Origin of the sequence: Mesorhizobium sp. B2-1-3A (assembly GCF_006442655.1) — a bacterium.
Classification (GTDB): Bacteria; Pseudomonadota; Alphaproteobacteria; order Rhizobiales; family Rhizobiaceae; genus Mesorhizobium.
Genome location: NZ_VFWK01000001.1, coordinates 608,948 through 635,222 on the forward strand (window position 1 = coordinate 608,948; position 26,275 = coordinate 635,222).

Below are 26,275 nucleotides of genomic sequence, written 5' to 3' on the forward strand. Positions count from 1 at the left end.
GAACGGCGTAGGCTATCGGCATGACTGACGTGACAGCCACTGCTGATACTGTCGCCGAGCGCACATTGGGTATTATCCTGGTGTCGTGTTCGGCGGCTGTCTTTGCCCTGACGGGCGTGTTGACAAAATCGATCCATGCCGACCCGCTGACCATCATTTGCTGGCGCGGTTTTGTCGGCTCGATCCTGATCACGCTCTACGTGTTGTGGCGACGACGCCGATCCGGCGGGCGCGAGAGCCTGCGGCTTGGCTGGCGCGGCTGGCTGCTGGCGGTTGAAGGGGCGCTGGCGAGCATTGCCTTCATTTCGGCGTTCAAATTCACATACGTCGCCAATGTCGCTGTCATCTATGCCACCGCACCTTTCGTGACCGCGGTTCTGGCCTGGATTCTGACGCGCGAACCTTTCCGCATGCAGACGATGGTCGCCGCCGCCGTCTCGCTTTGCGGTGTGGCCATCATGGTTTGGTCCGGTTTCGGCACCGGCCACCTCTTCGGCGATGGGCTGGCGCTGCTGATGACCATAGGCAGCGGTCTATACATGATCATGGTGCGTGCGTTCCGCGATACGCCGGTGGTCTGGGCTGGGGCGGTGTCGGCGTTTCTGCTGTTCGTCCTCGGCTGGTTTGTCGCCGACCCGCTGGCGGTTTCATCGAGGGATGTCGCGCTCCTCGTCACTTTCGGTGCGTCCTTCGCGCTGTCGTCGATCCTTTGGACGGAGGGCGCGCGGCTTATCCCTGCGGCCGAATCCGGGCTGCTCGGCTCGGCCGAGGTGCCGTTCGCAATGCCTTCCTGTTTCTTGGTGAGATCGCGCCAGAAGCCAGCATGATTGGCGGCGCCATCGTGCTCTGCGCGGTCTTCGCCCATGCCGGCCGGGACTGGCTCTCGGCCCGCTCCCAACGCATAGCGTCAAATATTTCTTAAAAAAGTGACACAGTCACGGAACCATCATCGGACTCAGACATTGTTGATGCGACGGGCCAACCCCCAAGTCCCCCCAAACCCCTCGGCCCGTCCTACTCCAAGCCGACCGTAAGGTCGGCTTTTTCTTTGCCAAACAGGCCCGACCGTAAGGTCGGCTTTTTCTTTGCTAAACAGGCTCCACCGTAAGGTTGGCTTTTTTCATAGTTTGTCGACGAGATCCGAGCCCTCCCAAGCGATCAGGCCAGAGCCAGGTTACCGCTGAGCAGTGTCGCCAGATCGCTCGCGGGAGTATCGGCCCCAGCGCGCAACCGGATCGCGAATTCCGCCATCGGAACCTGCGGAAGGCCAAGCTCGCGCGGCGCCTCGACGATGCCGGAATGAGCAAAGCGCGCGGTGCGCAGCGTCAATGCGACGCCGGCGTTCACGGCCGTGCGCAACCCAGCCAGGCTGGCACTTCCGGCGGCGATTCGATAGTTGCGGCCGGCGGCATCGAGCGCCGCGAGTGCGGCCTCGCGAAAACCGCAATGGGGATCGAGCAGCGCCAGCGGCAGTTCTTCCTGCCGCGAGGCCAGCCCTTTGTGTGAGCACAGCCATATCATCGGTTCGCGCAGTACGCCGACCTCATCCGGCGCCGCCGTCTGGCGCATGACGATCGCAAGATCCAGGCTGCCGGCCTGCAGGGCCTGCGCCAGTTCGGCGGAGCGGCCAACGCGCAATTCGATCCTGACGCGCGGATGGCTGGTGGCGAAGGCGCGCAAAAGGTCCGGCAGTCCGCTGTCGGCGAAATCCTGTGTCGTGCCGATGGCGACACGCCCGGCGGCCCGCGCGCCCTTCAACGCCAGCCACGCCTCGCGATGAACGGCAAGAATGCGCCTGGCATGACCAACGAGATCCTCGCCGGCCGGCGTCAGCCCACGGCCCCGCCCCTGCGGCGCCAGAAGCGGCTCGCCGACAATCTCCTCAAGCCGCTGCATCTGGGCTGTCACCGCCGAGGGCGAGCGGCCGATACTGGACGCCGCCTGCGCCAGCGAGCCGCTGTCGACGAAAGCGAGGAAGGTTTTGAGCAGGTCTGGGTCCAGCTTTTCCATAATTCGATATTATCGAATCTTAATTTGAAAACAATTCGATTTTTTTGATTCAAGGATGGTGACATGGTCCCTCCAACGGCGATCAGACGCCGCTCAACCAGGAGAAGAGAAATGCCCATCATCAACATCAGCCTCACCGGCAAGCCAGACGCCGCTTTATCGGCCAGGATTGCCGGGGAAATGACCGAGATCACCGCCAGGCAGTTGCGCAAGGATCCGACCATCACAGCCGTCGCCGTATCCTATATCGATCCGCAGCATTGGTTCGCCGGCGGCAAGTCGCTGGCCGAGCATGGCTCCAACACGTTCTGGCTGGATATCAAGGTGGTCGACGGCACCAACACCAAGCTCGAGCTGGAGGCCTACCTCAAGGCTATCTTCGATGCCTTCGACCGTCTGCTGGGCGGTGTGCACGAGGAAAGCTATGCCTTCGTGCATGAAGTACCTGCCGCCGCCTATGGCTATGGCGGCAAGACCCAGGAGTTCCGATTCATCAGCGGCCGGTTGAAGGCGGCATGACGGCCTTGTCCTTCCCCCTCTGGAGGGAGAAGGACAGCCCCTCTTCCACATTGACCTCACGCCCACTTCCGCTACCTTCTGCCCCGAAGCGGCCGCGGAAGAGCCGCGATGACAAAACTTGTTGGGAGAGACGCGGCATGATCCTGACACTGGCGCTGCTTGCGGGTCTTGTTGCAGCCTGGCTGCTGATCGGCGTGGTGGAAAAATTCCGCCTCGGCCTGCGCTTCACCCAGGCGCTGCTCTATGTGCCGTTCAAGCTCGCCTACCGGATCAGCGACAACCGCATCAGGATCGCGCGCAAGGCGCAGGTACCGGTCATTTACGTGATCTCGCACCAGTCGCGCTTCGAGCCGGCGCTGATGCTGTCGCTGCTGCCCGACGACACGCTTCACATACTCGACGAGGTCTCGGCACGCTCGCCCTGGCTCGAACCCTGGCGCGAACTTGGCCGCACCATTGCCTTCAACGCGGAACACCTCTTCGTCAGCCGCCGCCTGGTGCGCGTGCTGAAGGGCAAGGGCCGGCTCGCCGTCTATCTGCCGGATGCGGTCGAGCCAGACGTCAAGACGTTTCGCCTGTTTCGCGCCGTCACCCGCATCGCCATGCAGGCCGACGCCCGCATCGTCCCGATCTTCGTCGCTGGCGCGCGCAGTCTGCCTGTGTCGCTGACGCCTGCGGACAAGGCGCCGCGGCACTGGTTTCCGCAACTGTCGATCAGCGTGCTGGATCCGATGACCATCGCCGAACTTGTGGCGCGCAACCCGGACCAGGCCTCGAACACCAATGCGCTGTTCGACCGCGTCGCCGAGGCCCGGCTTTTTGGTACCGACCTCGATCGCGGCCTGTTCCTGGCCATGCGCGATGCGGCAGCCAGAGTCGGCGCATCGCATCCAATCATCGAGGATGTCATTTCGGGCGCGCTGAGCTATCGCAAGATGTTCATCGGCGCGCGCGTGCTGGGCAGGCGCTTCGAGGCGGTGACGGCGCCGGGCGAAGCAGTGGGGATAATGCTGCCCAACGCCAATGCCGTCGTGCTGTCCTTGGTCGGCCTTCTCTCGGGCGGACGAGTCGCGGCGATGATCAACTACACGGCCGGGCCGGCGAGCGTCACGGCGGCCGTGCGCACGGCCGTCATCCGCACCGTCATTTCGTCGCGCGCCTTCGTCGACAAGGCCGATCTCGCCGATATCGTCGCCGCGGCCGAGAATGGCGGCGCCAGGCTGTTGTGGCTGGAAGATCTGAGGGAAAGCGTCACCGCGCTGGACAAGCTTTCCGCCGCTCTGCTCTGGCGCCTGCCGCTGCAGCGGCAGGATGCGGCCAAGCCGGGGGTGATCCTGTTCACCTCGGGTTCGGAAGGCACGCCGAAAGCGGTCGTTCTGTCGCAAAAGAATCTGCTCGCCAACGCCATGCAGGCCGAAGCGCGCATCACCATTTCGCCGGCCGATATCCTGCTCAACGTGCTGCCGGTGTTCCACTCCTTCGGCCTGACGGGCGGCACCATATTGCCACTGGTGACCGGGGTGAAACTGTTCCTCTACCCTTCGCCTCTCCACTACAAGATCATTCCCGAGATCGCCCGCAAGGTGAAACCGACCATCATGTTCGGCACCGACACCTTCCTCGCCAACTATGCGCGCACAGCCAAGGACGGCGACTTCTCCAGCCTGCGCTTCATCGTCGCCGGCGCCGAGGCGGTGAAGCCGGAAACGCGTCGCGTCTACCGCGAGCGTTTCCAGGCCGAAATCATCGAGGGCTTCGGATTGACCGAGGCCGCACCCGTGGTTGCCGTCAACACCGCGATCCATGGCCGTGACGGTACGGTCGGGCGGCTCTTACCGGCCATGCGCATGAGGCTGGAGCCGGTCGAGGGCATAGCGGACGCCGGTCAGTTGTGGCTCGACGGACCCAATCTCATGATGGGCTACATGACAGCGGACCGTCCCGGCGAACTGCAGACCCTGACCGGCTGGCACGACACCGGCGATATCGTCGCCGTCGACCGCGAAGGCTTCATCAGCATTCGCGGTCGCGCCAAGCGCTTCGCCAAGATCGCCGGCGAGATGGTGTCGCTGGGCGCGGTCGAGATGCTGGTGCAGTCGCTATGGCCCGAAGAGCGCCACGCGGCGGTTGCGGTGCCGGATAAAAGGCGCGGTGAGCGCATCGTGCTGGTCACCACGGCCGACGATGCCAATCCCGAAGAACTGCGCCAGTTTGGCAAAAAGGCCGGGGCAGCCGAACTGATGGTGCCGAACGACATCGTCAAGGTGGAGGAAATTCCGGTGCTCGGTTCCGGCAAGACCGACTATGTCTCGACCAGGAAGCTGGCGATCGACAGGCTGGGGCGCGGCGTCGCGGCCTGAGTCAGATCAAGGACTTCTGCGAACCTTTTAACCTATGTCCGAAGGCGGTACCTTCTCGCCCTCGAGCTTGGCGCGCTTGGAGTAGGCGCGTACGGAGAACGGCAGAAAGATCAGATAGCCCGCGACCGACGCCGTCAGCGTGTACCAGGGATAGGTCATCAGCAAGAGGACGTAGAGCACGACAGCCAGGATGACCGGCAGTACCCTGTCGCCCGGGATCTTGATGCTCTTGCCGGAATAGACCGGCAGTCGGCTGACCAGCAGGAAGGCGACCAGGATGGTGAAGCCGGTGGCGACGAAAGCGGCCGGCCGGCTGGGCTCCACCCCGAGCCGCAGGAAATAGAGATAGAGCGGCAGCATCACCAGCACCGCGCCTGCCGGCGCCGGCACACCGACGAAATATTCGGACTGCCACAAGGGGCGTTCGGCCTTGTCATCATCGAGCACGTTGAAGCGGGCGAGCCTCAGCCCGCAGGCGATGGCGAACAGGAGTGCCGCGATCCAGCCCGGCGAGCCGGCGCGGTCGAGCAGGAAGGCATAGAGCACCAGAGCAGGTGCCACGCCGAAATTGACGATGTCGGCCAGCGAGTCCATCTGCGCGCCGAATTTGGAGGTCGCCTTGAGCATACGCGCCAGGCGGCCATCGATGCCGTCGAGAAAGGCGGCCAGCAGCACCATCACCACCGCCGGTTCGAAGCGGCCTTCAAAGCCGAAGCGGATGCCGGACAGTCCGGCGCAGATGGCAAGCACGGTGACGAGGTTGGGCAGCACCATGCGCATCGGGATCTCGCGGATACGCGGACCGCCGCTGGCATGTGCCTCGAACTTTTTGAACGGCGCGCCCAAGGTTCAGGAAATCCGCACAAGGGGAGTGCCGGCGACACCACCGAATTCGGCAAGCACTGTTTCACCGCCGACCGCCGTCTGGCCAACGGCAACACGAGGCGTCGCGGTCAGGGGCAGGAAGACGTCGACGCGCGAGCCGAAGCGGATCAGGCCGAACCGCTCGCCGGTGCCGATCGAGCCGCCGGCCTCGGCCCAGCAGACGATGCGGCGCGCCACCAGGCCGGCGATCTGGACGGCCGCCACCGTGCCGTTGGGGCTCTCGATGACCAGGCCGTTGCGCTCGTTCTCGGTGCTTGCCTTGTCGAGCTCGGCGTTGAGGAATTTTCCCGGCCGATGCTCGATCTTGGCGATACGGCCGCGCACCGGCGAACGGTTCACATGGCAGGAAAAGACGTTCATGAACACCGAGATGCGGGTCATTTCGACGTTGCCGAGGCCGAGCTCACGCGGCGGCAGGGCCGGACCAACCGCCGAGATGATGCCATCGGCCGGGCTCACCACCAGACGGTCGTCCACCGGGGTGACCCGCTCGGGATCGCGGAAGAAATAAACGCACCAGGCGGTCAGGATCAGGCCGATCCAGAACAGGATCGAAGAGAAATAGCCAAGGAAAAGCGTAGCCGCGCCAAAGGCGGCGATGAAGGGATAGCCCTCGCGATGGATCGGTACGAACGCGTTCTTGACCGTGTCGACAAGGCTCATGGGATGGGGGCGGTCCCTGTTTCAGGTTCGGCCTCAATAGCCGAAACACCCCCTGCCCGCAACGCGACAATCCGCGGCGCGGGTGAACGGGCAAAACCCAATGGGCGCCGGAAAGCCAGACGCTCCGCATTTCGTGAAGCCGCCGCCGGCTTGCGCACCTATGCCATTGCCGTCAAGATTCCGATCGGGGCGGGAGCAGATCTCATGAAAAGCTGGATATTCACGATCCGCGTTGTTTTTCCCACACTGACGCTGGCCATCTTGCCGGCATTGCCGGGCCATGCGCTGGCACAGAGCAAGCCATCCTTCGACTGCGCCAAGGCGGCCAACGTGGCGGAAAAGGAGATCTGCGCCGACCCGGTTCTCGCCCAGGCCGACGCCGACGTGGCGAAGAACTATGCGGCATTGCTCAGGACACTCGACCCTCGTGCCGGCAAGGCCTTGCGCGACGACCAGAGCGATTTCATCGCATACCGCGACCAGATCGCCGGTTTCAACGAGAATACGCCCAAGGACCAGCAGACTTTCGACCTCGGCGAATTTCTGCGCGACCGCGCGACCTTACTGGCCGGCATCCGCAAACCTGCGGACACCGGCTTCACCGGCACGTGGAGCAGTGTCCGAGGCACAGTCGAGATCAAGGCGGCGGGCGCTGGCAAGCTCGAAGTGTCGGAAGATGTCGCCAATCCTGTCTCCGGTGGGGGAGAGTGCGATGTCGGCGGCACGGTCAAGGCCGGCAAGAGCTTGCAGCTGGTCGACACCGACGACAATGACAAGCCGACCGGCTTTGTGTTCACCTTCCGCCGCAGTGGCGATGCGCTTGTGGTCGAGCAAAACGGCGCCGGCAAGGATGGCGCTTCGGAGCCGCCCTCATGCGGCGCCAACGGCCATGCCGATGGGACATTCTTCCTGAGTGAAAAGCAGTAACCCCCTGTCGGCAAACCGCCCTCTCGCCCGTCCTTGGTGAGAAGCGCCTCATCGCACCCGCAAGGGTTGATAGGGCGTGCAACGGAGGCTCCCGATCATGCAGATATCATCCGGCATCAAACCTCGTCTGGTCATTGAGGGCCTTGCCTTCGGGGAATCGCCGCGCTGGCATGACGGGCGGCTGTGGGTCTGCAACTGGGGCACCGGTGAGATCATCGCAGTCGATGCCGACGGCAACCGCGAGATCATGCTCACGGTACCCGCCGTCCTGCCCTACTCCATCGACTGGTTGCCGGATGGACGCCTGCTCATTGTCTCAGGCCGGGAAGGCTTGCTGTTGCGGCAGGAAGCCGATGGCAGGCTCGTCACTCATGCCGATCTGCGCAGCCTGTCGAAAAGCCCTTGGAATGAGATCGTCGTCGATGGGCGCGGCAATGCCTATGTCAATGGCGGTGGGCCGGCGCCGGCGCCCGGTGAGCATTTCGGTCCGGGCACCATCGTGCTGATCACGCCGGACGGTGCGGTCCGGCAAGTGGCTGACAACATCGCCTTTGCCAATGGCATGGCCGTGACCCCGGACAACAAGACGCTGATCCTTGCCGAATCCCACGGCAACCGGCTGGCCGCTTTCGACATCGCCGCCGACGGCATCCTGTCCAACCGGCGCGCCTGGGCCGATCTCGACGGCTATCCGGACGGCATCTGCCTCGATGCCGAAGGTGCGGTCTGGTACGCGGATGTTCCCAACAAGCACTGCGTGCGGGTGCGCGAGGGCGGCGAGGTGCTGCAGACCGTCACCGCCGATCGCGGCTGCTTTGCCTGCATGCTGGGCGGTGCGGACCGAAGGACATTGTTCATCGCCGCCGCGCAATGGCGCGGCTTCGAGCACATGATCAGCGATATCAGAACCGGCCAGGTGCTCAACATTGAAGCGCCGGCACCTGGCGTCGGCTGGCCTGGTTAAAGCGCTTCGCGTCGACGCGCTTTAACTCTCTTTGTTTGCGTATGTCGTTGTCCCAAAACCGTTACACGCTTTTGGGGGGACATGCGTTACGCCTCTGGAATCCGCTGATAGTTGGCGATGTCGGCGCGTACCCCAAGCCTGGCGATCGTTTCCTGCGGATTGAACGCGACGCGCTCGTGCGCGGCCTTGACGATCGGCACGACCTTGTCGACGGCCGCCTGGCTTTCCCATTCGACGATCGTCACCAGGTTGAATTCGCCCGGCCCCGAAAATTGCTCGAGCAGAAAATCCTGCACGAAGCCCTGCTGCCGGCGCAACAATTCGTGCGTCGTCCTGACCTTGACGAGGATCTCCTCGCGGGCCGCGGCCGGGACGACGAACTTGTCCACCCTGAACACGCTGCCGCCGTTAACGTTCTGCTTTAGGTCGTTCATTTCGATTGTTCCGTTCCTGGATCATGGTGTTTGCGGGCTCCAGAGCGGCGTACAATCTCAACTTAAGTTGAGGTCAAGCACAAAATCAATTCACCTCCGACGTGCGCCGGCGAACGATGACTCCAAGCTCGTCGCCCTCGCGGGCGAGGCGCAGCCGCTCCTCGGCCTCGGTCGCTTCGCGCTGACGGTCCCACATAGAGGCGTAGAGGCCATGTTTGCGCATCAGTTCGACATGGGTGCCGCGCTCGGCGATCTGTCCGTCCTTCAGCACGATGATCTCATCGGCGGAAATCACCGTCGACAGACGGTGGGCAATGACAATGGTGGTGCGGCCCTTGCTGACCAGGTCGAGCGCGGCCTGAATCTCCTGCTCGGTGTGGCTGTCCAGTGCCGATGTTGCTTCGTCGAGCATCAGGATCGGCGGCGCCTTCAGGATGGTGCGGGCAATCGCGACACGCTGCTTCTCGCCGCCCGAAAGCTTTAACCCGCGCTCGCCGACCATCGACTTGTAGCCTTCGGGCAGCTTCTCGATGAACGGTCCGATCTGGGCGAGCTCGGCCGCCTTGCGCACCTCCTCCTCGCTCGCGCCGACGCGGCCGTAGCGGATGTTGTAGGCGATGGTGTCATTGAACAGCACCGTGTCCTGCGGCACCATGCCGAGTACCGCGCGCAAGCTGTCCTGGGTGACGTCCCTGACGTCCTGGCCGTCGATCAGCACCTGGCCGCCCTGCACGTCGTAGAAGCGGAACAGCAGGCGCGAAATGGTCGACTTTCCGGCGCCCGACGGCCCGACAATGGCGACCGTCTTGCCAGCCGGTACTTCGAAGGACACGCCTTTGAGGATCTTGCGGTTGGGGTCATAGGAGAAATGCACGTCGCGGAATTCGACCTTGCCGGCGCCGACGGCGAGCGGCTTGGCGTCTGGCTTGTCGACGATCTCCTGCGGCACGTCGAGCAGATCGAACATGTGCTCGATATCGGTCAGGCCTTGCCGGATTTCGCGGTAGATGAAGCCGATGAAGTTGAGCGGTACGGAAAGCTGCACCAGCATGGCGTTGATGAAGACGAAATCGCCGACTGTCTGCGTGTGGGCCTGCACCTCCAGTGCCGACATGCACATGACGACGACCGTGCCGAGGCCGAAGATGACGCCCTGGCCGAAATTCAGCCAGCCGAGCGAGGTCCAGGTCTTGGTGGCGGCGACCTCGTAGCGGGCCATCGAGCGGTCGAAGCGCTCCGCTTCCATGCGCTCATTGGTGAAGTATTTGACCGTCTCGAAATTGAGCAGCGAGTCGATCGCCTTGGTGTTGGCGTCGGTGTCACTGTCGTTCATGTCGCGGCGGATCGAGATGCGCCAGTCGCTGGCCTTGACCGTGAACCAGACGTAGAGCCAGACGGTGATTGCCACCACGGCCACGTATTTCCAGCCATAGGTGAAACCGAATATGCCGGCGGTCAGCGCGAATTCAAGGATGGTCGGCGCAGTGTTGAGCATGATGAAGCGCACGATCGTTTCGATGCCCTTGGTGCCGCGTTCGATGATGCGCGACAGGCCGCCGGTGCGGCGCTCCAGGTGGAAGCGCAGCGACAGCTGGTGCATGTGGACGAAGGTGCGGAAAGCAAGCTGTCGCACCGCGTGCTGGCCGACCCGTGCAAACAGCGCATCGCGCAACTGGTTGAAACCGAGTTGGACGAGCCTCAGGACATTGTAGGCAATGACCAGCATCACCGGGGCAAGCAGGAAGGACGGCAATGGCGGCGGCGTTCTGGCCCCACCAGCCAGCGCATCGGTCGCCCATTTGAAGAAATAGGGACCGGCGACCAGTGTTACCTTGGCAACGACCAGCAGCAGCGTCGCCCAGGTGACGCGCGCCCTGAGATCGGCGCGTTCGGCCGGCCACATATAGGGCCAGAGATTGCGCAATGTCGTCAGGGTGGATGTTTCGGCGGAGACGGTTTTTTCGGCCACTTTTTCTTGCCTTTTGGGTGGGAGGGTCAGCGGCCGGAGCAGCAGGAATTGACGAGTGCGCTCAGCGATGCCGATGTTTCGGCGAGGGCCGCGCGATCGACGGCATAGCGAGAGCGCTGGCGGTCGGGCTCGAAGCGGACAAGGCCGGCCTCGACCAGTATCTTCAGATGCTGCGAGACCGTCGATTGCGCCAGATCGAAACGATCGACGACCTCGCGGCAGCAGCACGAATTGCTGGCCGAGAGGTGCTTCAGTATCTCGATACGCGCGGGATGCGACAGCGCCGCGAATCGCGCCGCGACAGCGCGACTGTCGCAGATGCGGCTGGGTAGCGCGCTGCCGGCGCTGTCTGGTGCAAGGGTGGATTCTGTCATCGTTCATCGGCGATAGACGATGGACGTCACCGCCGCAAGCTGCTCTTGCGGGCAGATCGTATCGCGCTAATGCCCCGAGATGGATTTCTCGATCCCTGGAATGGCGGCAATCTGTTCAGCCAGAAACTCGACCAGCAAGCGGACCCTTGCGACGCCCGCGCGCTCCGGGACAATCAACATGTTCAGCGGGACGGACGGCAGCGAATAATCCGTCAGGATCGTCTCGAGAAGGCCCGCCGCCAGAAGATCGTCCACAAGCCATCGATGCGCCGGCGCGATCCCTCGACCAGCGACCATGGCCTGCCGCGCGGCAAGCCCGTGATCGATCCGCAGCCGCCCCGCGAAAGGCACGGTGTGGCGTTCGCCGCCTGCGCCCTGCAAGGCAAGCGTTTCGCTGCCCGCCACGTTCGACATCCGGATACCCTCATGCCGAGACAGATCCGAAGGAACGGCCGGTCTTCCCCGCGCCGCCAGATAGTCCGGCGATGCCACGAGCAGACGCCGCGACCGGCCGAGGGCCCGCAGCTTCAAAGAACTGTCCGTGAGCGGGCCAAGCCGAAGCGCGATATCGACACCTTCGCGGACGAGATCCACCCGCTCGTCGGTAAGGCTGAGGTCAATGCCGATGTCGGGATGACGGTCTTGAAAGGCGAAGATCAGCCGGCTGACATGCAAGACGCCGAAGGCGGCAGTACAGCTTATCCGGATCGTGCCGGCGGGCGCGCCACGCGTGCCTCGGGCCTCATCGCTGGCCTGCTCGATAAGACGCAGGATCTGAACGCTATTGGCATAATAGCGGCTGCCTTCGGCGGTCATCGTGACTCGCCGGGTCGTTCTGCTGAGCAAAGGCACGCCGACAGCTTCCTCGAGCTCCCGCACATGCCGCGTGATCGTTGACTGCCCGACACCAAATTCCCGCGCGACCGCCGACAGGCTGCCACGCTCGGCCACGCGGATGAAGGTGCGCATGCGCTCGAATGTGATGTCCGATTTATCCATTATTCGGCACAATATTATGCATTACCGACATATAGTGGATTGAACAGCCATTGGCTACCTTCCCGTCAGTTTCCTCAATGTTGGATCTGACCCATGAAAGTCCTGCTTGTCTTCGCTCACCCTGAATCACGCTCGCTGAGCGGCGCGCTTCGCGACGTCGCCGTCAAGGAACTCGAGGCTCAAGGGCATGAGGTGCGCGTATCGGACCTGTACGCCGATGGCTGGAAGTCCGAGGTCGATCGCGCCGACTTCCCATCACTGGAACCCGATGCGCGGCTCATCCCGGTCGCGGCTTCCAAGAAGGGTTTCGAGGCCAACATGCTGACCGCAGATGTAAAGGCCGAGATCGAGAAGCTCCTGTGGGCCGACACCTTGATCCTGCAGTTCCCGCTTTGGTGGTTCGCCATGCCGGCGATCCTCAAGGGCTGGGTCGACCGTGTCTTCGCCTACGGATTCGCCTATGGCGTTGGTGAGCATAGCGATCGGCGCTGGGGCGATCGCTATGGCGAGGGTACCCTTGTCGGAAAACGCGCGATGTTGATCGTGACCGCCGGAGGCTGGGAGGAGCACTATACGCCGCGCGGGATCAATGGACCCATTGATGACCTGCTGTTCCCGATCAATCACGGGATCCTTTACTACCCCGGATACGACGTACTTCCGCCGTTCGTGGTCTACAAGGTCGATCGTCTCGAAGAGGCCGGCTTCGAACCCCTGGCCGAACGCCTGCGTGACAGGATGCGGACACTGGCGGCGACACCGCCCATCCCATATCGTCGGCAAAATGGCGGAGATTATCTCATCCCGAGCATGAATCTCCGCCCTGAGTTGGGCGATCCGGGTGCAACCGGTTTTGCGCTTCACGCCAACCGCGTGGGCGATGCCAGTTGATGCGGGCTTCTACTGCGTCTTTGCCGGAGCCGTGGTCGCCTGCTCGCCCATCGCCTTGAGGTCGGCGGCTTCGCCTTCCTTGGACTTTCCCGGGACCTTGAACACCTGTCCGGGCCAGATGCGGTCAGGATTCCTGATCTGGTCCTGGTTGGCGAGGTAGATTGTGGAATAGCGCACGCCATGGCCATAGACGCGCCGCGAAATCCGCCACAGCGTATCGTGGCGGCGGATGACGACGGCGCCGTCGGCATGTTCGAGCTTGGGCGATACGACCTCCGGCACGTCGCTTGGCGGCGTGGCTTCCGCGACGACGGCCGGAGCCTCGGTGGCGGGCGCACCTGGAGCCGGAGCGGCAGGAGCTTCCGCGGCGGCCGGTGCGGCCGGCTTGGTCTCGGCTGGCTTGCCATCCGCTGGCTTGGTTTCGGCTGGCGCCACGGCGGCGACCGCTTCGCCCGGCTCGCGCTCGAACGGCACGGCGGCGCGAGCCACAACCTTCACGCCATCGGCATCGAGGCCGTCGACATGAATGGTGTAGCTGCCGACCGGAATGTCGCGCGTTGCCTCGACGAGGAAATGACCATCCGGCGATGTCTGCGCGTCACCGAGCAGGATGTCGTTGGCATAGGCGCGCACCTTGCGGCCCGGATCGGCGAGGCCGGCGACAAAGATCTTGTTGCCGTCTATCTCCACCGCCTCGACGACGATCTTGGGTTCGCCCACGGCCGCGGCGGGCGGTGTTGCCTCCGCGACGGCTGGCGCGGGTGCGGCTGGTGCAGGCGATGCAGCGGCGGGAGCAGTCGGTGCCGGAGCAGCGGGAGCGGCTGGTGCCGCCGCTGCATCGCCGGCGGGTGCGGCTGGTTTGGTCTCGGGTGCTGGAACTGTCAGCAGTTCGGCCGGCTTGCCTGGCTCCTCGACCATGGCCAGCACCTGGCCGGCCGCGTTTGCCGGAACCGAGACCACGGCGGTCTGCGCCGAGGCGGTCACAACCGTGCCGACAGTCGAACGCAGGGCAATCGTATAGTCGCCGGGCTTCAGCGGATCGTCGAGCACGATGACAAAGGCGCCATCCGGACCCGCCAAGGTAGAGCCAATCACGGCCGTGCCGTTCAGGATCTCGACCTTTGAATTGGGTGCCGCATTGCCCGCAACGACGATCGAACCATTGCTCTCGACGCGCACGACATCGAAAGTCGGCGCAATAGGACCAGTTGCTGCCGGCGCAACGGGCGCCGCCGCATCGGCAGCGGGCGCGGCTGGGGGCGTGGCCTCTGTTGCAGGCGCGGCGGGGGCCGCTGTCTGCGGCGCCGCGGCGGGAGCAGCCGGCACCGCCGGAGCAGGCAGTCGTCCTTCCGTGCCAGGATCAGCCGGTTTCGGCGCCTCGGGCGGCGTCAAGGCCGCGACCTGCGCCGGGGCGGCTGGATGAAGATACGGGTCGAGTGCCCCCGACACATAGGCGGTTCCCGCGGCCGCGACGGTCCCACCCGCCGCGAACAGGAACGCCTTTAATGGATTAATTGCCATATTTCCCTACCCCTTAGCCACCTAATGCCGGTCTAGCGTGTTTTCCCAAAATCGACAAGAAAAACGGGCCGGCAAGAAAAAGCCCGGGCTTGTCAACCCTTGGGGCTTGACCACGCTTTCAGACCCAATCACCAATCATCCGTATGAATACGATTCGATCCGTCTGCGTCTATTGCGGCTCGTCTCCGGGCCGCGATGAAGTCTATGCGAAGGCCGGACACCTGCTTGGGCGCTCAATCGCCAGAGCGGGCCTGCGGCTGATATATGGCGGCGGCACCAAAGGCATTATGGGCGCCGTCGCCGACGGCGCGCTCAAGGCCGGCGGCAAGGTCACGGGCATCATTCCCCGCTTCCTGATCAACAGGGAAGCAACCGAAACCGCACTTGACCGGCTCGACGAGTTGCTGATCACCGACAACATGCACGAGCGCAAACACAAGATGTTCGAGAAATCCGACGCCTTTGTGGCGCTGCCTGGCGGCATCGGCACAGTCGAGGAGATCGTCGAGATCATGACCTGGGCGCAACTCGGCCATCACCGCAAGCCGATCGTCTTCGGCAACGTCAACGGATTCTGGGACCCGATGACGGCGTTGCTTGATCACATGGCGGCGGAAGGCTTTATTCACACCGCGCAACGGGTCAAGCCGCTGGTCGTCAACGACCCGGAGGCCATCGTCGCAGCCATCATGGTGGCAGGCTCCTCCGTCGACGCCCCGACCGAGGGTGTGCAGTCGGTGATAGACAAAATGTAGGGAATAGGCAGTAGGGGATAGGGCTTGCCTACTGCCCTACTGCCCTCCGCAAATCCCCTATCACCGCGCGCTCATCCTGCCGCCGCCAGGCGAGATGGATCGCCACGCTGCGCTTGAACCAGGGAAGGTCTCGGAAAACGATCCCCGGCGGCGCGACGCTTCGCAGGCTCTCCTGGACCGTCGCCAGGCCCAGTCCGGCGCTGACCAGGCCGAGCGAGGTCAAGGGATCGGCCGTCTCATAAGCGATGTCGGGCACGAAGCCAGCTTCGATGCAGGCAGCCAGGAACTGGCCGCGGTTGGTATCGGCGGGCTGGCGCACCACGGTGATCCAGGTGCGGCCATCGAGATGATGCGGGCGGATGTCGGCCACAGCCGTGAGCGCATCGCCCTCGGGTATCGCCAGCACCAACGGCTCGCGGCGGACCAGCGTCGAGGCGATTTCGGGATAGTCGGCCGGCGGCGGGGAATAGACCAGGCCGAGATCGAGCGTGCGCTGGCGCAGCCCCTCCAACTGCGCGGCAGAGCGCAGGCTCATCAGACTGAGATGCAATTGCGGCCGCTCTCGCCGAAACTGCCTGAGCATGCCGGCGACCAGCCCGGCATGCACGGCACCCTCGACATAGCCGACAGCAAGGCGGCCGGCCGCGCCGGTCGCAAGGTCACGGCCGAACATCTCCAGCCGCTTCGCGCCAGCGAGAAGCATCTTGGCCTCGGCGAGAAAGGCGCGACCTTCAGCACTGAGGTGAATCCGCTGCTTTGCCCTTTCGAACAGAGCAAAGCCCAGTTGCTCCTCAAGCTGGATGATCTGCCGGCTGAGCGGCGATTGCGAGATGTGCAGCAGTTCGGCGGCGCGGCCAACATTGCCGGTCTCGGCGACGGTGACGAAATACCGGATCTGGCGCAGGTCGAACAATTTTTCTCCGAATTTCCAGTCTCTTCAGGTCTCAACTTTAGCCTAATCAGTCTTGGACAGTCTGACCAGCCAAAAGCGATAGTCGGCCATCCCAACCAAAGGAGACCGACATGCAGTTCTTTGCCCTTCTCACCCGCAACACCACAAAGTTCAGCGACGCCGACTTTGCACCGCTTTTGCCGGGCGAGGCCGAGCAGCGGCGCACGCTCTACGCCGAAGGCGCTGTGCGCCAAGTCTGGAACCGCGGCGACATTCCCGGCAGCAGCATGATGTTCGAAGCATCCGACGATGCCGAAGTGCGCGGCCATCTCGCCACTTTGCCGCTGATAAAGGCCGGCATGATGGAGATCACCGCGATCGTGCCGCTCAATCCCTATCCGGGATTTGGGCCGAAGCGCTGAGCCGCATCAGACGGCGCGTTCGGCGACATTGTTCGGCGGCCGCCGGTCGAGCGGCAATTGGAGCCCTCACGGCCGCTCTGGCGATTTCCATTTGCGGCGAATCTCCTGGTTGGCTATCGGGAAGATGCGCAAGGGGAGTCAACGGTGGTGGATAGAAAAGGCGGCGATGCGGATCGCGTTCCACGCGCTTCCGTCGTCATGACCGTCTATACGGACCAGCGCTTTCTCGATGCCGCGGTCAACAGCATCCTGACCCAAGAATTCGACGATCTCGAACTCATCATCGTCGATGACGGGACCGGCCAGGACGCGGTCTTCCAGGAGCTGGCGCGTCGCGATCGGCGCATCCGGCTGGTCATCAATCCCACCAATCTCGGTACCGCCGCCGCCGCCAACCGCGGCATCGAGGCGGCCCGAGGCGAAATCATCCTGCGCCTAGACGCGGACGATATCGCCGAGCCCGCGCATGTCGGGCGACTGGTCGCGGCGCTGGACGAGGACAGCGAGCTTGGCCTCGTTGGACACGCGGTGACGCTGATCGACGAAGCTGACCGCGTCGTCGGTACGCAACGCATGCCCGAGACGGATCTGGAGATCCGCTGGACGATCCTGTTCCACAATCCCTTCTACCATTCGACGATCGCCTACCGCCGGGGTTGCTTCGAGGTCGCCGGACGCTACAGGATCGATGAACTGGTTTCGCAGGACCATTATCTGTGGTTCGACATGCTGCCTTTGTGCCGGGCGCGAAATTTTGCCGAACCGCTGACGCGCTACCGGCTGAACGCACTCGGGCTGACCGCGACAAATGCAACGAATGCCCGCAATCGCACGCATCCGATCCGCCAGGCATCATGGGCGCGCCTCGGCTTGACCTATGACCTTTATGACGACGCTTTCGCCCAGGATCTCACCCAGTTCATCCGCGGGCAAGTGATCGCCGTCGACCGACGCGCCGCCGCCTACGGCAAGTTGCTTGGCGTACTCAAGGCCTTCCTTGCAGCGTCGCGGCCCTTCAGGCGCCCGGAGGATGCGGTTGCGGCAAGACAGCTGACCCATGGCATCGTCGCGCGCATGCTCGCCAACCCGCCGCCGGGTCTCACGGGGAGGCTGCGCGTCTGCTATCTGTGCTGGCCGCTCGACTGGCGCGCTGCAACCGGCGCGGTGACAGAACGGCTGGCGATCAGGCTCAAGGCGTGGCTGCCCAAAACAGGCAGATGACTGGACCGCTTCTGGAGACCGAAAGTGCCGTCTCCGCGCTAAAGAGTGAGAATTATGGACCCTGACTATTCTGCGTGGTTTGCCGGCAAGAGCCTTTCGACCGACTGGACGTCGGGCTTCTTTCCCCTCTGGGCCACACTGCTCCGGCCGCGCCGCGACGAGGCCCTCGATGTCCTGGAGATCGGCTCTTGGGAGGGCCGCTCCGCGCTCTTCTTTCTCAACTACTTCGGCAAGTGCCGGCTCACATGCATCGATACATTCGGTGGCAGTCCTGAACACATCCAGCGCCAGAAGTGGAGCGACCAGCTTGCGCATGTCGAGCAACGCTTCGACAGCAATCTCGCCGCGTTCGGCGAACGGGTCGAGAAGATCAAAAGTCCCTCGTCCCAGGCACTGGCCCGCCTGATCACCGACGAGCGGCGCTTCGACCTCGTCTATGTCGATGGCAGCCATCACAGTGCCGACGTCCAGTCGGATGCGGTGTTCTCCTGGCCGATGGTACGGGATGGCGGGATCGTCATTTTCGACGATTACGAATGGACGTTCTTTGCCAGCGAGGTCGAGCGTCCAAAACTCGGGATCGACAGTTTCCTGTCGGTGCATGCCGGCCAATACCGCGAGCTGTACCGAGGAGAACAAATCATCATCCAGAAGATTGGCGTCGGCAGGAATGAGCGCCCGGCAGTTCCCACTCGGCCATCTCCTGTCCCGCGCGAAGAACCCGTCAACAGACCCCAAGCCGAAAACGTCGAGTTCGTGCTGATTGCCGAAGCTGGCATTCTCGAAGCCCAGGCCCTGCTGCTATGCGAAAGCATAAGGTGTTTCGCCGGCTCTTATTCGCAATCCCCGATAACGGCGGTTTCGCCCAGAAGCAGCCGTCGTCCCTCGCCGTCGACGATCGACCGGCTCGAGCAACTGGGCGTGGACTATCTGCCCATCGAGATCGACAGCTGCTGTCCGCAATACGGCACCTCATACCGGATACATTCTCTCGCTCACGCCGAAAGACGGACCGGGCCGCCGGTCATCATCCAGCTTGACAGCGATGCGATATTCATCGCCGAGCCCGACTTTTCGTTGGGCACATGCTCCGCCGCCGCCCGCCCGGTGGACAGCAAGGGGATGTGCACGACAGGCCCTGGAGACCCATTCGACCCCTACTGGAGACAGCTATGCGCCCTTGCCGGTGTCGACTATGAGCACCTGCCCATCGTGCGCACGAGCGTCAACGGTCTGGCTGTGCGCGCCAGCTACAATGGCGGGCTCATCGCCGCAAAAAGGGCCAGTGGCCTCTTTCAGCGCACCGAGGACATTTTCAGAAGGTTGGTGGACGCCAATATGAAGCCGTGGGCCGGCGCCGAGCCAGTCTACAACACCGGGACCGGCATTTTGCAGGGAGATGCTACGGCCTTCTGGGGCACGAGCCAGGCTGCCTTCTCACTGGCAGCCGTCGCCGGGAACCATTCCGTGCGGCTTTTGCCGGCGACCCATAATTTTCCGCTTCACAACTTCAATCCGGCCAAGGCGCCAGACCCGGCCCGGCTGGTTCATATTCACTATCATGGACTGTTCAACGAGGGCTCCGCTACAGCGAACCCGATCCTGGACGGAACGCTGGCGTTGCCCGCGGGAATACGCGAATGGCTTGAAGCCCGGTTGCCGTTGCGGGAGGCCCAGCCTCCGGTCGCGTCGATACCGGACCGCGCGCGCCACTCCCGGAGAAAAGCGATCCTCGTGCTTGGAATGCATCGCAGCGGAACCTCGATGCTTGCCGGCACCATCGCCGCGTTAGGATCGGCCCCTCCCAAAAAGCCATTGCGCGCGGACGGCAACAATCCCAGGGGATACTGGGAAAGCGCCCCGCTCAACTTCGCCAACAATGATCTGCTCGCAGCGGCGGCCTCCTCGTGGCATGACTGGCGGCCGCTCGATCCGCAATGGCTGCGATCACCTGCGGCGGAGCATCACCGCCACAAGATCAAGGCGATCCTTGCAAGCGAATTTGGCGATGAACCGCTGTTTTTCATCAAGGATCCCAGGATCTGCCGGTTCGTTCCGTTCATGTCGTCGATCCTTGCCGAGATGCAGATCGACCCGGTGGCCTTGCTTCCGCTCCGCAACCCTCTCGAGGTCGCTTGCTCGCTGGAGCGGCGGGATGGGTTGCCCCTGGCAAAATCCCTTTTGCTCTGGCTGAGGCACGTGCTCGAGGCGGAATTTCATTCGCGACACATGCCACGTTGTTTCATTCGCCACGAACGCTTCCTGATCGACTGGCGACATCACGTCGACCTTGCGGCGGAGAAGACCGCCATCACCTGGCCAACACCATCCGACAAGGCGGAGACGGAGATAGGGCGTTTCCTGACAGCGGACCTGCATCATCAACGGGCAACAGTCATGGAATTGCGAAGCGATGTGACACCGCTGATCCGCACCGCCTACGACATTCTATGTACCATGGCAGACGACGGTGACAGCCAGGAATTGCGCGACGAGCTGGACCTGATGCGAGCGAAATTCGATGACGCCTGCGATGTTGTGGGTGCCGCCGTGGCCGCAGAGGCAGACCATTTACGCGGCGAACGCGACGCAATCAGCCGCGCCTATCAAGAGCTCAGCCTCGAACGGAACGCATTGGTGCATGATCGAAACCGTCTCGTTTCCAAGCGCGCCGCACTGTTGGCATCGTCCAGTTGGCGACGATTGACAGCCCCGTTGCGATGGATGCGAAGTCCATCCAAGCGTCGAAAATGACTGTGGTGCATTGAGGCCTCCCTGCTCGACACACTGTGATCGGCTGTCAAGAAACCGTCACACGGAACCGGGTTCGCGCGTGCTAGAAATCGTGGTGAGGTGCCGCAGTGCGGCGCTGCGCTCGCAACCTGTATCTGGCACTGCCCATGGATATCGCCCTCGCTCCGGAAGGCTCCGACCTGTCGCCTTATCTGCCCGATGAGCACGGGTTGTTCTTCAGCTATCATTTCACGGCGGAAGGCTCCCGCACCAAGGACCCCGCGCAGGCGCGATGGACATGGCGCAGCTACCAGATCACCGACCTCCACGCTCGCCAGGAGATCGGCGCCGAGAAGGCTCTGCCGCCCCCGGCGCGCGATGCTTTCCTCGCCCCCAGCCATGGCTGCCACATCGACTATGAGGATGGCTGGCTCTACGGCGATCTGCCGGACCTCAAGCACGATTTTTCGGAAGCGCGCGGGCTCGTCCATTTCCGCTTCGCCTTCAACGACACGATGCTGATCGGCGCCCGCAAGCAGCCGCTGGAGTCTGTCGACGCCGTGCGCAAGGTAGTGGAGAGTGGATCGCGGAAATTCCGCTCGCCGTCGAACCTGATCGAGGCGGTCATGGGCCAGTCGCTTGATGGCATGGCGATCGAGCTCGGCAAGCTCGGGGACACGCTCGATGGCATAGAGGACCGCGTCGTGCGCGACGCATGGCACAATGAACGGCAGGCACTGGTCGAGGCGCGCCGGCAGCTGGTGGTCATCCACCGGCAGATGGCAACGCTGACCACCCTGTTCCGGCATCTCGACCATTCGCATCGCGACGAGTTGCCGGATTCGATCAACGACATGGCGGCCCGGCTCTCGCACCGGGCGCAGACGCTCTACCATGATGGCGAGCAGTTGCAGGCGCGCACGAGGCTTCTGCAGGACGAGCTTATGGCCAAACTGACCATGCAGTCGAACCAGTTGCTCTACGTTCTCTCTGTCATGACGGCCGTGCTGCTGCCGATGACCATTATCTCCGGCCTGTTCGGCATGAATGTCGGCGGACTGCCGCTTGTCGACACGCCATTGGGCTTCTGGGTGGTGACGGCGGTGTCAATGGCTATCGCCGCGGCCACCTATCTGTTCGTCAGACGGCTTGGCCGGGGCCTGTAGCGGCAACCCATCGGCAATATCTTGCGCGGAAGCCTATCGGGCAGCAGCCCGCCGGGCCGTCATCAGCATCGACCAGGAATAGATCGCCAAGGCCATCCAGATCAGGGCAAAGGCAACGGCCTGGGTGGTGCCGAACGGCTCATCGAAAATCAGGACCGCGATCAGGAACACCATGGTCGGCGCGATATATTGCATGATGCCGATGGTGGAGAGGCGCAAAAGCTTGGCGCCGAACGCAAATAGAAGCAGCGGCACCGATGTGACAGGGCCGCAGCCGATCAGCAATGCCGTATCGGTGCCGTTGCCGGACACGATGTGATCCTGTCCGGTCGCGATCAGGTAGGCGATATAGAAGAGTGCGGGCACGGACAGCAAAAGCACTTCGAGCAGAAAGCCCTGGCTTGGCCCGATCGGCAGCGTCTTGCGGAAGAAGCCGTAGGCGGCGAAGGAAAAGGCCAGCGCCAGCGATACCCAGGGCAGCTTGCCGCCCTCGATTGTCAGCACCGCCACGGCAACCGTCGCCAGCACCACCGCCGCGATCTGCAATTTGTCGAGGCGTTCGCCAAGCAGCAGCGCGCCAACAACGACGCTGACCAACGGGTTGATGTAGTATCCAAGCGCGGTCTCGACGGTGCGGTCGACGGCGATCGCCCAGACATAGATGCCCCAGTTGACCGAGATCAGCGCCGCCGTCAGTGCCGCCATGGCGATGGTGCGGGGTGAACGAATTGCCGCCTTGAAGTCCGCCGTGCGGCCGGCCCAGACCAGAACCGCCGCCGCGATCGGCACGGACCAGACAATGCGGTGGGCGATCACCTCGGCAAGCGGCAGATGCGCCACCGCCTTCATGTAGAAAGGCAGCAACCCCCACAGGAGATAGGCGCCCAATGCCAGCAGGAAGCCGCGGCGGGCTTTTGAATCCGCGTCCAGGGCAATTGCTTCAGTGGCCATGGGCCAACGCTATGGCCCAGTAATCTTGGCAAGACCATCACAAAGTTCTGATGGATCAATGGACTTTCGCTGATGGGTCAACCTTATTCGGCGGCAACCAAGCCAGCCATCTCACGGTTCTTCATCAGCTTGTACACGATCGAATCCATCAGCGCCTGGAATGAAGCGTCGATGATGTTTTCGGAAACTCCGACCGTCCACCAGCGCGCACCGGTGCCGTCATGCGATTCGATCAGCACGCGGGTGATCGCCTCGGTGCCGCCATTGAGGATACGCACCTTGAAGTCGGCGAGTTCTAGATCGACGATCTCGCTCTGGTATTTGCCGAGATCCTTGCGCAGCGCGATGTCGAGCGCGTTGACCGGTCCGTGTCCCTCGGCCACCGACATCTTCTCCTCGCCGTCGACCAGCACCTTCACGATCGCTTCGGACACGGTCTTCAACTGACCGTTGGCATCGAAACGCCGCTCGACCATGCAGCGGAACGAGGTGACATTGAAGAATTCCGGCAGGCCGTGCAGCATCTTGCGGGCGAGCAGTTCGAAGGAGGCGTCGGCGCCCTCATAGGCATAGCCTTCGGCCTCGCGTTCCTTGACCACGGCAATCAGCGCATCGAGCCGATGATCGTCCCTGGGCACGTCAATGCCGCGCCGCTTCAGTTCGGCGAGGAAATTGGCCTTGCCGCCCTGGTCGGAGACCATGACGCGGCGGCGGTTGCCGACGGATTCCGGCGGAACATGCTCATAGGTCGCCGGTTCCTTGGCCAGCGCCGAGGCATGGATACCGGCCTTGGTGGCGAAAGCCGAGGCGCCGACATAGGGCGCTTGCGCTTCCGGGGCACGGTTCAAGAGTTCATCGAATGCGCGCGACAGACGCGAGATGCCGGTCAGCGCTTCGGCCGAAATACCCGTCTCGAAGCGATCCGCGAATGCTGGCTTCAGCGCCAGTGTCGGCACGATCGAGATCAGGTTGGCATTGCCGCAGCGCTCGCCAATGCCGTTCAACGTGCCCTGGATCTGGCGCACACCGGCCTCGACGGCGGCGAGGGAATTCGCAACCGCCTGGCCGGTGTCGTCATGGGCGTGGATACCCAGATGATCGCCGGCAATGCCCGATGCGATGACCTTGGCGACGATGGTGCGCACTTCCGAAGGCTGCGTGCCGCCATTGGTATCGCACAGCACCACCCAGCGCGCGCCGGCATCATACGCCGTTTTCGCGCAGGCCAGCGCATAATCCGGATTGGCCTTGAAGCCATCGAAGAAATGCTCGCAGTCGACCATCGCTTCTTTGCCGGCGGCGACGGCGGCCTCGACCGAAGTCTTGATCGACTCCAGATTCTCCTCGTTTGTGCAGCCGAGCGCCACGCGGACATGATAATCCCAGCTCTTGGCGACGAAGCAGATGGCGTCCGATTTCGACTGCACGAGCGCCGCAAGGCCGGGATCGTTCGAGGCGGAGACCCCTGCCCGCTTGGTCATGCCGAAGGCGACGAACTTCGCCTTGGCCGTGCGCTTCTTCTGGAAGAAGGCGGTGTCGGTCGGATTCGCGCCGGGATAGCCGCCCTCGACATAGTCCATGCCGAAGTCGTCGAGCAGTTTTGCAATCGCGATCTTGTCCTCGACCGAAAAGTCGATGCCCGGCGTCTGCTGGCCATCGCGCAATGTGGTGTCGAAGAGATAGAGGCGGTCGCGGGTCATGGTCATTTGCCTGCAAATTTGTCCGTCGCACGGATCAACTGGTCGAGGATGCCGGGCTCGGAATAGGCGTGGCCGGCGCCTTCGATCAGGTGGAAATCGGCCTTTGGCCAGGCCTTGTGCAGCGCCCAGGCATAGCGCGCCGGACACGGCATGTCGTAGCGGCCATGGACGATGGTGCCGGGAATGTCCTTGAGCTTGTGCGCATCGCGCAGAAGCTGCCCCTCCCCCAGCCAGCCGGCATGGACGAAATAGTGGTTCTCGATACGGGCAAAGGCGACGGCATAGTCGTCCTGTCCAAACGGACCGCTGGTTTCAGGCTCCGGCAGCAGCGTGATCGTCTCCCCTTCCCACAGGCTCCAGGCGCGAGCAGCCTCTATCTGCGCCTTGCGGTCCGTGCCGACCAGACGCTTGCGGTAGGCCGCCATCATATCGCCGCGCTCGGCCTCGGGGATGGGCGCCAGGAAACGTTCCCATTTGTCGGGAAACATCTCGGAGACACCGAACTGATAATACCATTCGAGCTCCGCGCGCGTCAGCGTATAGATGCCACGCACCACCAGCTCGCTGACGCGGTCAGGGTGCGTCTCCGCGTAGGCGAGCGCCAGCGTCGAGCCCCAGGAACCGCCGAACACCAGCCATTTGTCGAAGTCGGCCATTTCGCGCAGGCGTTCGATGTCGGCGACGAGATGCCAGGTCGTATTGGCCTCCAGCGAGGCGTTCGGCGTCGATTTTCCGCAGCCGCGCTGATCGAACAGGATGACGTCGTAGAGTTTTGGATCGAACAGCCGCCGGTGTTTTGGCGAGATGGTGCCGCCTGGCCCGCCATGCAGGAACACGGCCGGCTTGGCACCCTTGGTGCCGGAACGCTCCCAATAGACCGTGTGGCCGTCGCCGACATCGAGCATGCCTGAGTCGAACGGTTCGATTTCCGGATAGAGTGTGCGCAAGTTCATAGTTTCAAGCCCTGTTGCGGCCAGTTGGCCGTTTCGTGGTCGGGGTGTTGGAAAGAGATGATCTGCTCCTGCCTGGCGTAGTAGTCGGGGTCGTCGTGGACCGGCGCCTCGAAGATCTTTTCCACCCAGGGCAACCGGGCCCCATAATTGACCTGGATTTGCGGTGCCAGATCCGAGCGGTCGTCGAAGGCGCCGATAGCGATCTCGAGCCCGCCGGGTTGGCGGTAGGTCAACGGCGTGCCGCAGCGGGCGCAGAATCCGCGATCGATGTTGATCGACGACTGGAAATAGCTCGGTTCCTCATGGGTCCATTCGACGTCTTCCCGGGGCACGGTAACCAGCGCGCCGAAGAACGAGCCGAACTGCTTCTGGCACATGCGGCAATGGCAGATTGACGGACGCCCGAGCGCTCCCTTGATACGGAAGCGCACGGCGCCGCACTGGCAGCCGCCGGTTCGGACGGTCTCGGTCATGGTCTTTCCTCCGGCGGCCATTGTTCGGTGTCGTGATCGGGATGCTGGTAGGAGACAAGCTCGGCGAGATAAGGGGCCGAACCCATGTCCGCCATCGTATCTTCGCCCGGCAATTGCGGAATGGTGTCGACATAAGGCAGTTTTGCTTCGGTGCCCCACTGTACAGTCGGTGCGATGCCTGCCGGATCGTCGAAGGTGGCGATCGCCAGCGCAAGTCCGTCGGGCGCCTCGAATGTCAGCGGCGTGCCGCATTCGGCGCAGAAGCCGCGCCAGGCGGCATTGGAGGAGCGGAAACGCTTGGGCTCGCCGCGCGTCCAGTCGAGCTTGGCGCCATGCACCGAGACCAGCGGCATGTAGAAATTGCCGCTCGCCTTCTGGCACATGCGGCAGTGGCAGATCGAGGCGTCGCCAAGCGTGCCTTCGACGCGGAAGCGCACCGCGCCGCATTGGCAGCCGCCTGTGTAGACCGGCCGGTTGTCGAGGCTCATCGCGT

At 63.3% G+C, this 26,275-nt stretch carries 24 protein-coding genes and 1 pseudogene; 11 read left to right on the forward strand and 14 right to left on the reverse strand.

The features are described from left to right. Positions 1–20: 20 nt before the first annotated feature. Positions 21–922 (forward strand): annotated as a pseudogene (locus tag FJ977_RS03100) (DMT family transporter). A 236-nt stretch (positions 923–1,158) separates the two neighbouring features. Here the strand turns inward: FJ977_RS03100 and FJ977_RS03105 are convergent. Then, positions 1,159–2,010: a LysR substrate-binding domain-containing protein gene (locus FJ977_RS03105; protein WP_140768446.1), complete on the reverse strand. Its 852-nt coding sequence runs from the start codon at positions 2,008–2,010 to the stop codon at positions 1,159–1,161. A 111-nt stretch (positions 2,011–2,121) separates the two neighbouring features. Between FJ977_RS03105 and FJ977_RS03110 the strand changes: the two genes are divergently transcribed. Beyond that, complete coding sequence (locus FJ977_RS03110) at positions 2,122–2,529, forward strand: 4-oxalocrotonate tautomerase family protein (protein ID WP_140768448.1); 408 nt, start codon at positions 2,122–2,124, stop codon at positions 2,527–2,529. A gap of 137 nt (positions 2,530–2,666) precedes the next feature. Then, positions 2,667–4,889: an AMP-binding protein gene (locus FJ977_RS03115; RefSeq protein WP_140768450.1), complete on the forward strand. Its 2,223-nt coding sequence runs from the start codon at positions 2,667–2,669 to the stop codon at positions 4,887–4,889. Positions 4,890–4,916: 27 nt separating this feature from the next. Here FJ977_RS03115 and FJ977_RS03120 read toward each other — a convergent pair whose 3' ends face one another. Both FJ977_RS03120 and FJ977_RS03125 read right to left on the reverse strand, forming a co-directional pair. Further along, positions 4,917–5,735, reverse strand: coding sequence for a phosphatidylcholine/phosphatidylserine synthase (locus FJ977_RS03120; RefSeq protein ID WP_056563308.1), 819 nt, complete (start codon positions 5,733–5,735; stop codon positions 4,917–4,919). Between the two features lie 3 nt (positions 5,736–5,738). Further along, positions 5,739–6,437, reverse strand: coding sequence for a phosphatidylserine decarboxylase (locus tag FJ977_RS03125; protein WP_095204974.1), 699 nt, complete (start codon positions 6,435–6,437; stop codon positions 5,739–5,741). A gap of 204 nt (positions 6,438–6,641) precedes the next feature. Here FJ977_RS03125 and FJ977_RS03130 point away from each other — a divergent pair, with 204 nt between their 5' ends. Further along, complete coding sequence (locus FJ977_RS03130) at positions 6,642–7,364, forward strand: lysozyme inhibitor LprI family protein (protein ID WP_181179537.1); 723 nt, start codon at positions 6,642–6,644, stop codon at positions 7,362–7,364. Positions 7,365–7,461: 97 nt separating this feature from the next. Continuing rightward, the gene (locus tag FJ977_RS03135; RefSeq protein ID WP_140768454.1) at positions 7,462–8,328 is read left to right on the forward strand and encodes an SMP-30/gluconolactonase/LRE family protein; all 867 of its coding nucleotides are present in this window, start codon (positions 7,462–7,464) and stop codon (positions 8,326–8,328) included. Positions 8,329–8,414: 86 nt separating this feature from the next. On the opposite strand, the gene FJ977_RS03140 is transcribed toward FJ977_RS03135, so the two are convergent. The 4 genes from FJ977_RS03140 to FJ977_RS03155 all read right to left on the reverse strand — a co-directional run bounded on the left by FJ977_RS03140 (position 8,415) and on the right by FJ977_RS03155 (position 12,104). Beyond that, positions 8,415–8,762: an antibiotic biosynthesis monooxygenase gene (locus FJ977_RS03140; protein WP_140768456.1), complete on the reverse strand. Its 348-nt coding sequence runs from the start codon at positions 8,760–8,762 to the stop codon at positions 8,415–8,417. An 85-nt stretch (positions 8,763–8,847) separates the two neighbouring features. After that, a complete protein-coding gene (locus tag FJ977_RS03145) occupies positions 8,848–10,731 on the reverse strand; it encodes an ABC transporter ATP-binding protein/permease (RefSeq protein ID WP_140768458.1) in 1,884 nt (627 codons plus the stop codon). Between the two features lie 26 nt (positions 10,732–10,757). Next, positions 10,758–11,105 carry a metalloregulator ArsR/SmtB family transcription factor gene (locus FJ977_RS03150; RefSeq protein WP_140768460.1) on the reverse strand — a complete coding sequence of 116 codons (348 nt, stop codon included), beginning with the start codon at positions 11,103–11,105 and terminating at the stop codon, positions 10,758–10,760. 66 nt (positions 11,106–11,171) lie between these two features. Beyond that, on the reverse strand, positions 11,172–12,104 hold the full coding sequence (locus tag FJ977_RS03155) for a LysR family transcriptional regulator (RefSeq protein ID WP_140768462.1): 933 nt from the start codon (positions 12,102–12,104) through the stop codon (positions 11,172–11,174). Between the two features lie 93 nt (positions 12,105–12,197). Here FJ977_RS03155 and FJ977_RS03160 point away from each other — a divergent pair, with 93 nt between their 5' ends. Beyond that, entirely contained in the window at positions 12,198–12,995 is a 798-nt protein-coding gene (locus FJ977_RS03160; protein WP_140768464.1) for an NAD(P)H-dependent oxidoreductase, read from the forward strand. A gap of 9 nt (positions 12,996–13,004) precedes the next feature. On the opposite strand, the gene FJ977_RS03165 is transcribed toward FJ977_RS03160, so the two are convergent. Beyond that, positions 13,005–14,516, reverse strand: a complete 1,512-nt coding sequence (locus FJ977_RS03165) for a LysM peptidoglycan-binding domain-containing protein (RefSeq protein ID WP_140768466.1) — start codon at positions 14,514–14,516, stop codon at positions 13,005–13,007. 143 nt (positions 14,517–14,659) lie between these two features. On the opposite strand from FJ977_RS03165, the gene FJ977_RS03170 reads away from it, so the two are divergent. After that, complete coding sequence (locus FJ977_RS03170) at positions 14,660–15,271, forward strand: TIGR00730 family Rossman fold protein (protein ID WP_140768468.1); 612 nt, start codon at positions 14,660–14,662, stop codon at positions 15,269–15,271. A gap of 28 nt (positions 15,272–15,299) precedes the next feature. On the opposite strand, the gene FJ977_RS03175 is transcribed toward FJ977_RS03170, so the two are convergent. After that, a complete protein-coding gene (locus FJ977_RS03175; protein WP_140768470.1) occupies positions 15,300–16,184 on the reverse strand; it encodes a LysR substrate-binding domain-containing protein in 885 nt (294 codons plus the stop codon). 110 nt (positions 16,185–16,294) lie between these two features. Between FJ977_RS03175 and FJ977_RS03180 the strand changes: the two genes are divergently transcribed. From FJ977_RS03180 to FJ977_RS03195, 4 genes are all read left to right on the forward strand, one after another. Next, complete coding sequence (locus tag FJ977_RS03180; RefSeq protein ID WP_140768472.1) at positions 16,295–16,585, forward strand: muconolactone Delta-isomerase family protein; 291 nt, start codon at positions 16,295–16,297, stop codon at positions 16,583–16,585. Between the two features lie 144 nt (positions 16,586–16,729). Further along, complete coding sequence (locus FJ977_RS03185) at positions 16,730–17,806, forward strand: glycosyltransferase (RefSeq protein WP_140768474.1); 1,077 nt, start codon at positions 16,730–16,732, stop codon at positions 17,804–17,806. A gap of 54 nt (positions 17,807–17,860) precedes the next feature. Then, the gene (locus FJ977_RS03190; protein ID WP_140768477.1) at positions 17,861–20,560 is read left to right on the forward strand and encodes a class I SAM-dependent methyltransferase; all 2,700 of its coding nucleotides are present in this window, start codon (positions 17,861–17,863) and stop codon (positions 20,558–20,560) included. A 146-nt stretch (positions 20,561–20,706) separates the two neighbouring features. Then, positions 20,707–21,705 carry a transporter gene (locus tag FJ977_RS03195; protein ID WP_181179540.1) on the forward strand — a complete coding sequence of 333 codons (999 nt, stop codon included), beginning with the start codon at positions 20,707–20,709 and terminating at the stop codon, positions 21,703–21,705. A gap of 33 nt (positions 21,706–21,738) precedes the next feature. On the opposite strand, the gene rarD is transcribed toward FJ977_RS03195, so the two are convergent. From rarD to FJ977_RS03220, 5 genes are all read right to left on the reverse strand, one after another. Further along, positions 21,739–22,656, reverse strand: a complete 918-nt coding sequence (gene rarD / locus FJ977_RS03200) for an EamA family transporter RarD (RefSeq protein ID WP_140768479.1) — start codon at positions 22,654–22,656, stop codon at positions 21,739–21,741. A gap of 83 nt (positions 22,657–22,739) precedes the next feature. After that, positions 22,740–24,362, reverse strand: coding sequence for a citramalate synthase (gene cimA, locus FJ977_RS03205; RefSeq protein WP_181179542.1), 1,623 nt, complete (start codon positions 24,360–24,362; stop codon positions 22,740–22,742). Further along, positions 24,359–25,309 carry a prolyl aminopeptidase gene (gene pip, locus FJ977_RS03210; RefSeq protein WP_140768483.1) on the reverse strand — a complete coding sequence of 317 codons (951 nt, stop codon included), beginning with the start codon at positions 25,307–25,309 and terminating at the stop codon, positions 24,359–24,361. Before pip ends, cimA begins: the two co-directional genes overlap by 4 nt. Then, complete coding sequence (locus tag FJ977_RS03215; RefSeq protein WP_140768485.1) at positions 25,306–25,782, reverse strand: GFA family protein; 477 nt, start codon at positions 25,780–25,782, stop codon at positions 25,306–25,308. Before FJ977_RS03215 ends, pip begins: the two co-directional genes overlap by 4 nt. Further along, the gene (locus FJ977_RS03220; protein WP_140768488.1) at positions 25,779–26,270 is read right to left on the reverse strand and encodes a GFA family protein; all 492 of its coding nucleotides are present in this window, start codon (positions 26,268–26,270) and stop codon (positions 25,779–25,781) included. The genes FJ977_RS03215 and FJ977_RS03220 overlap by 4 nt, the downstream gene beginning before the upstream one ends. Positions 26,271–26,275: the final 5 nt, after the last annotated feature.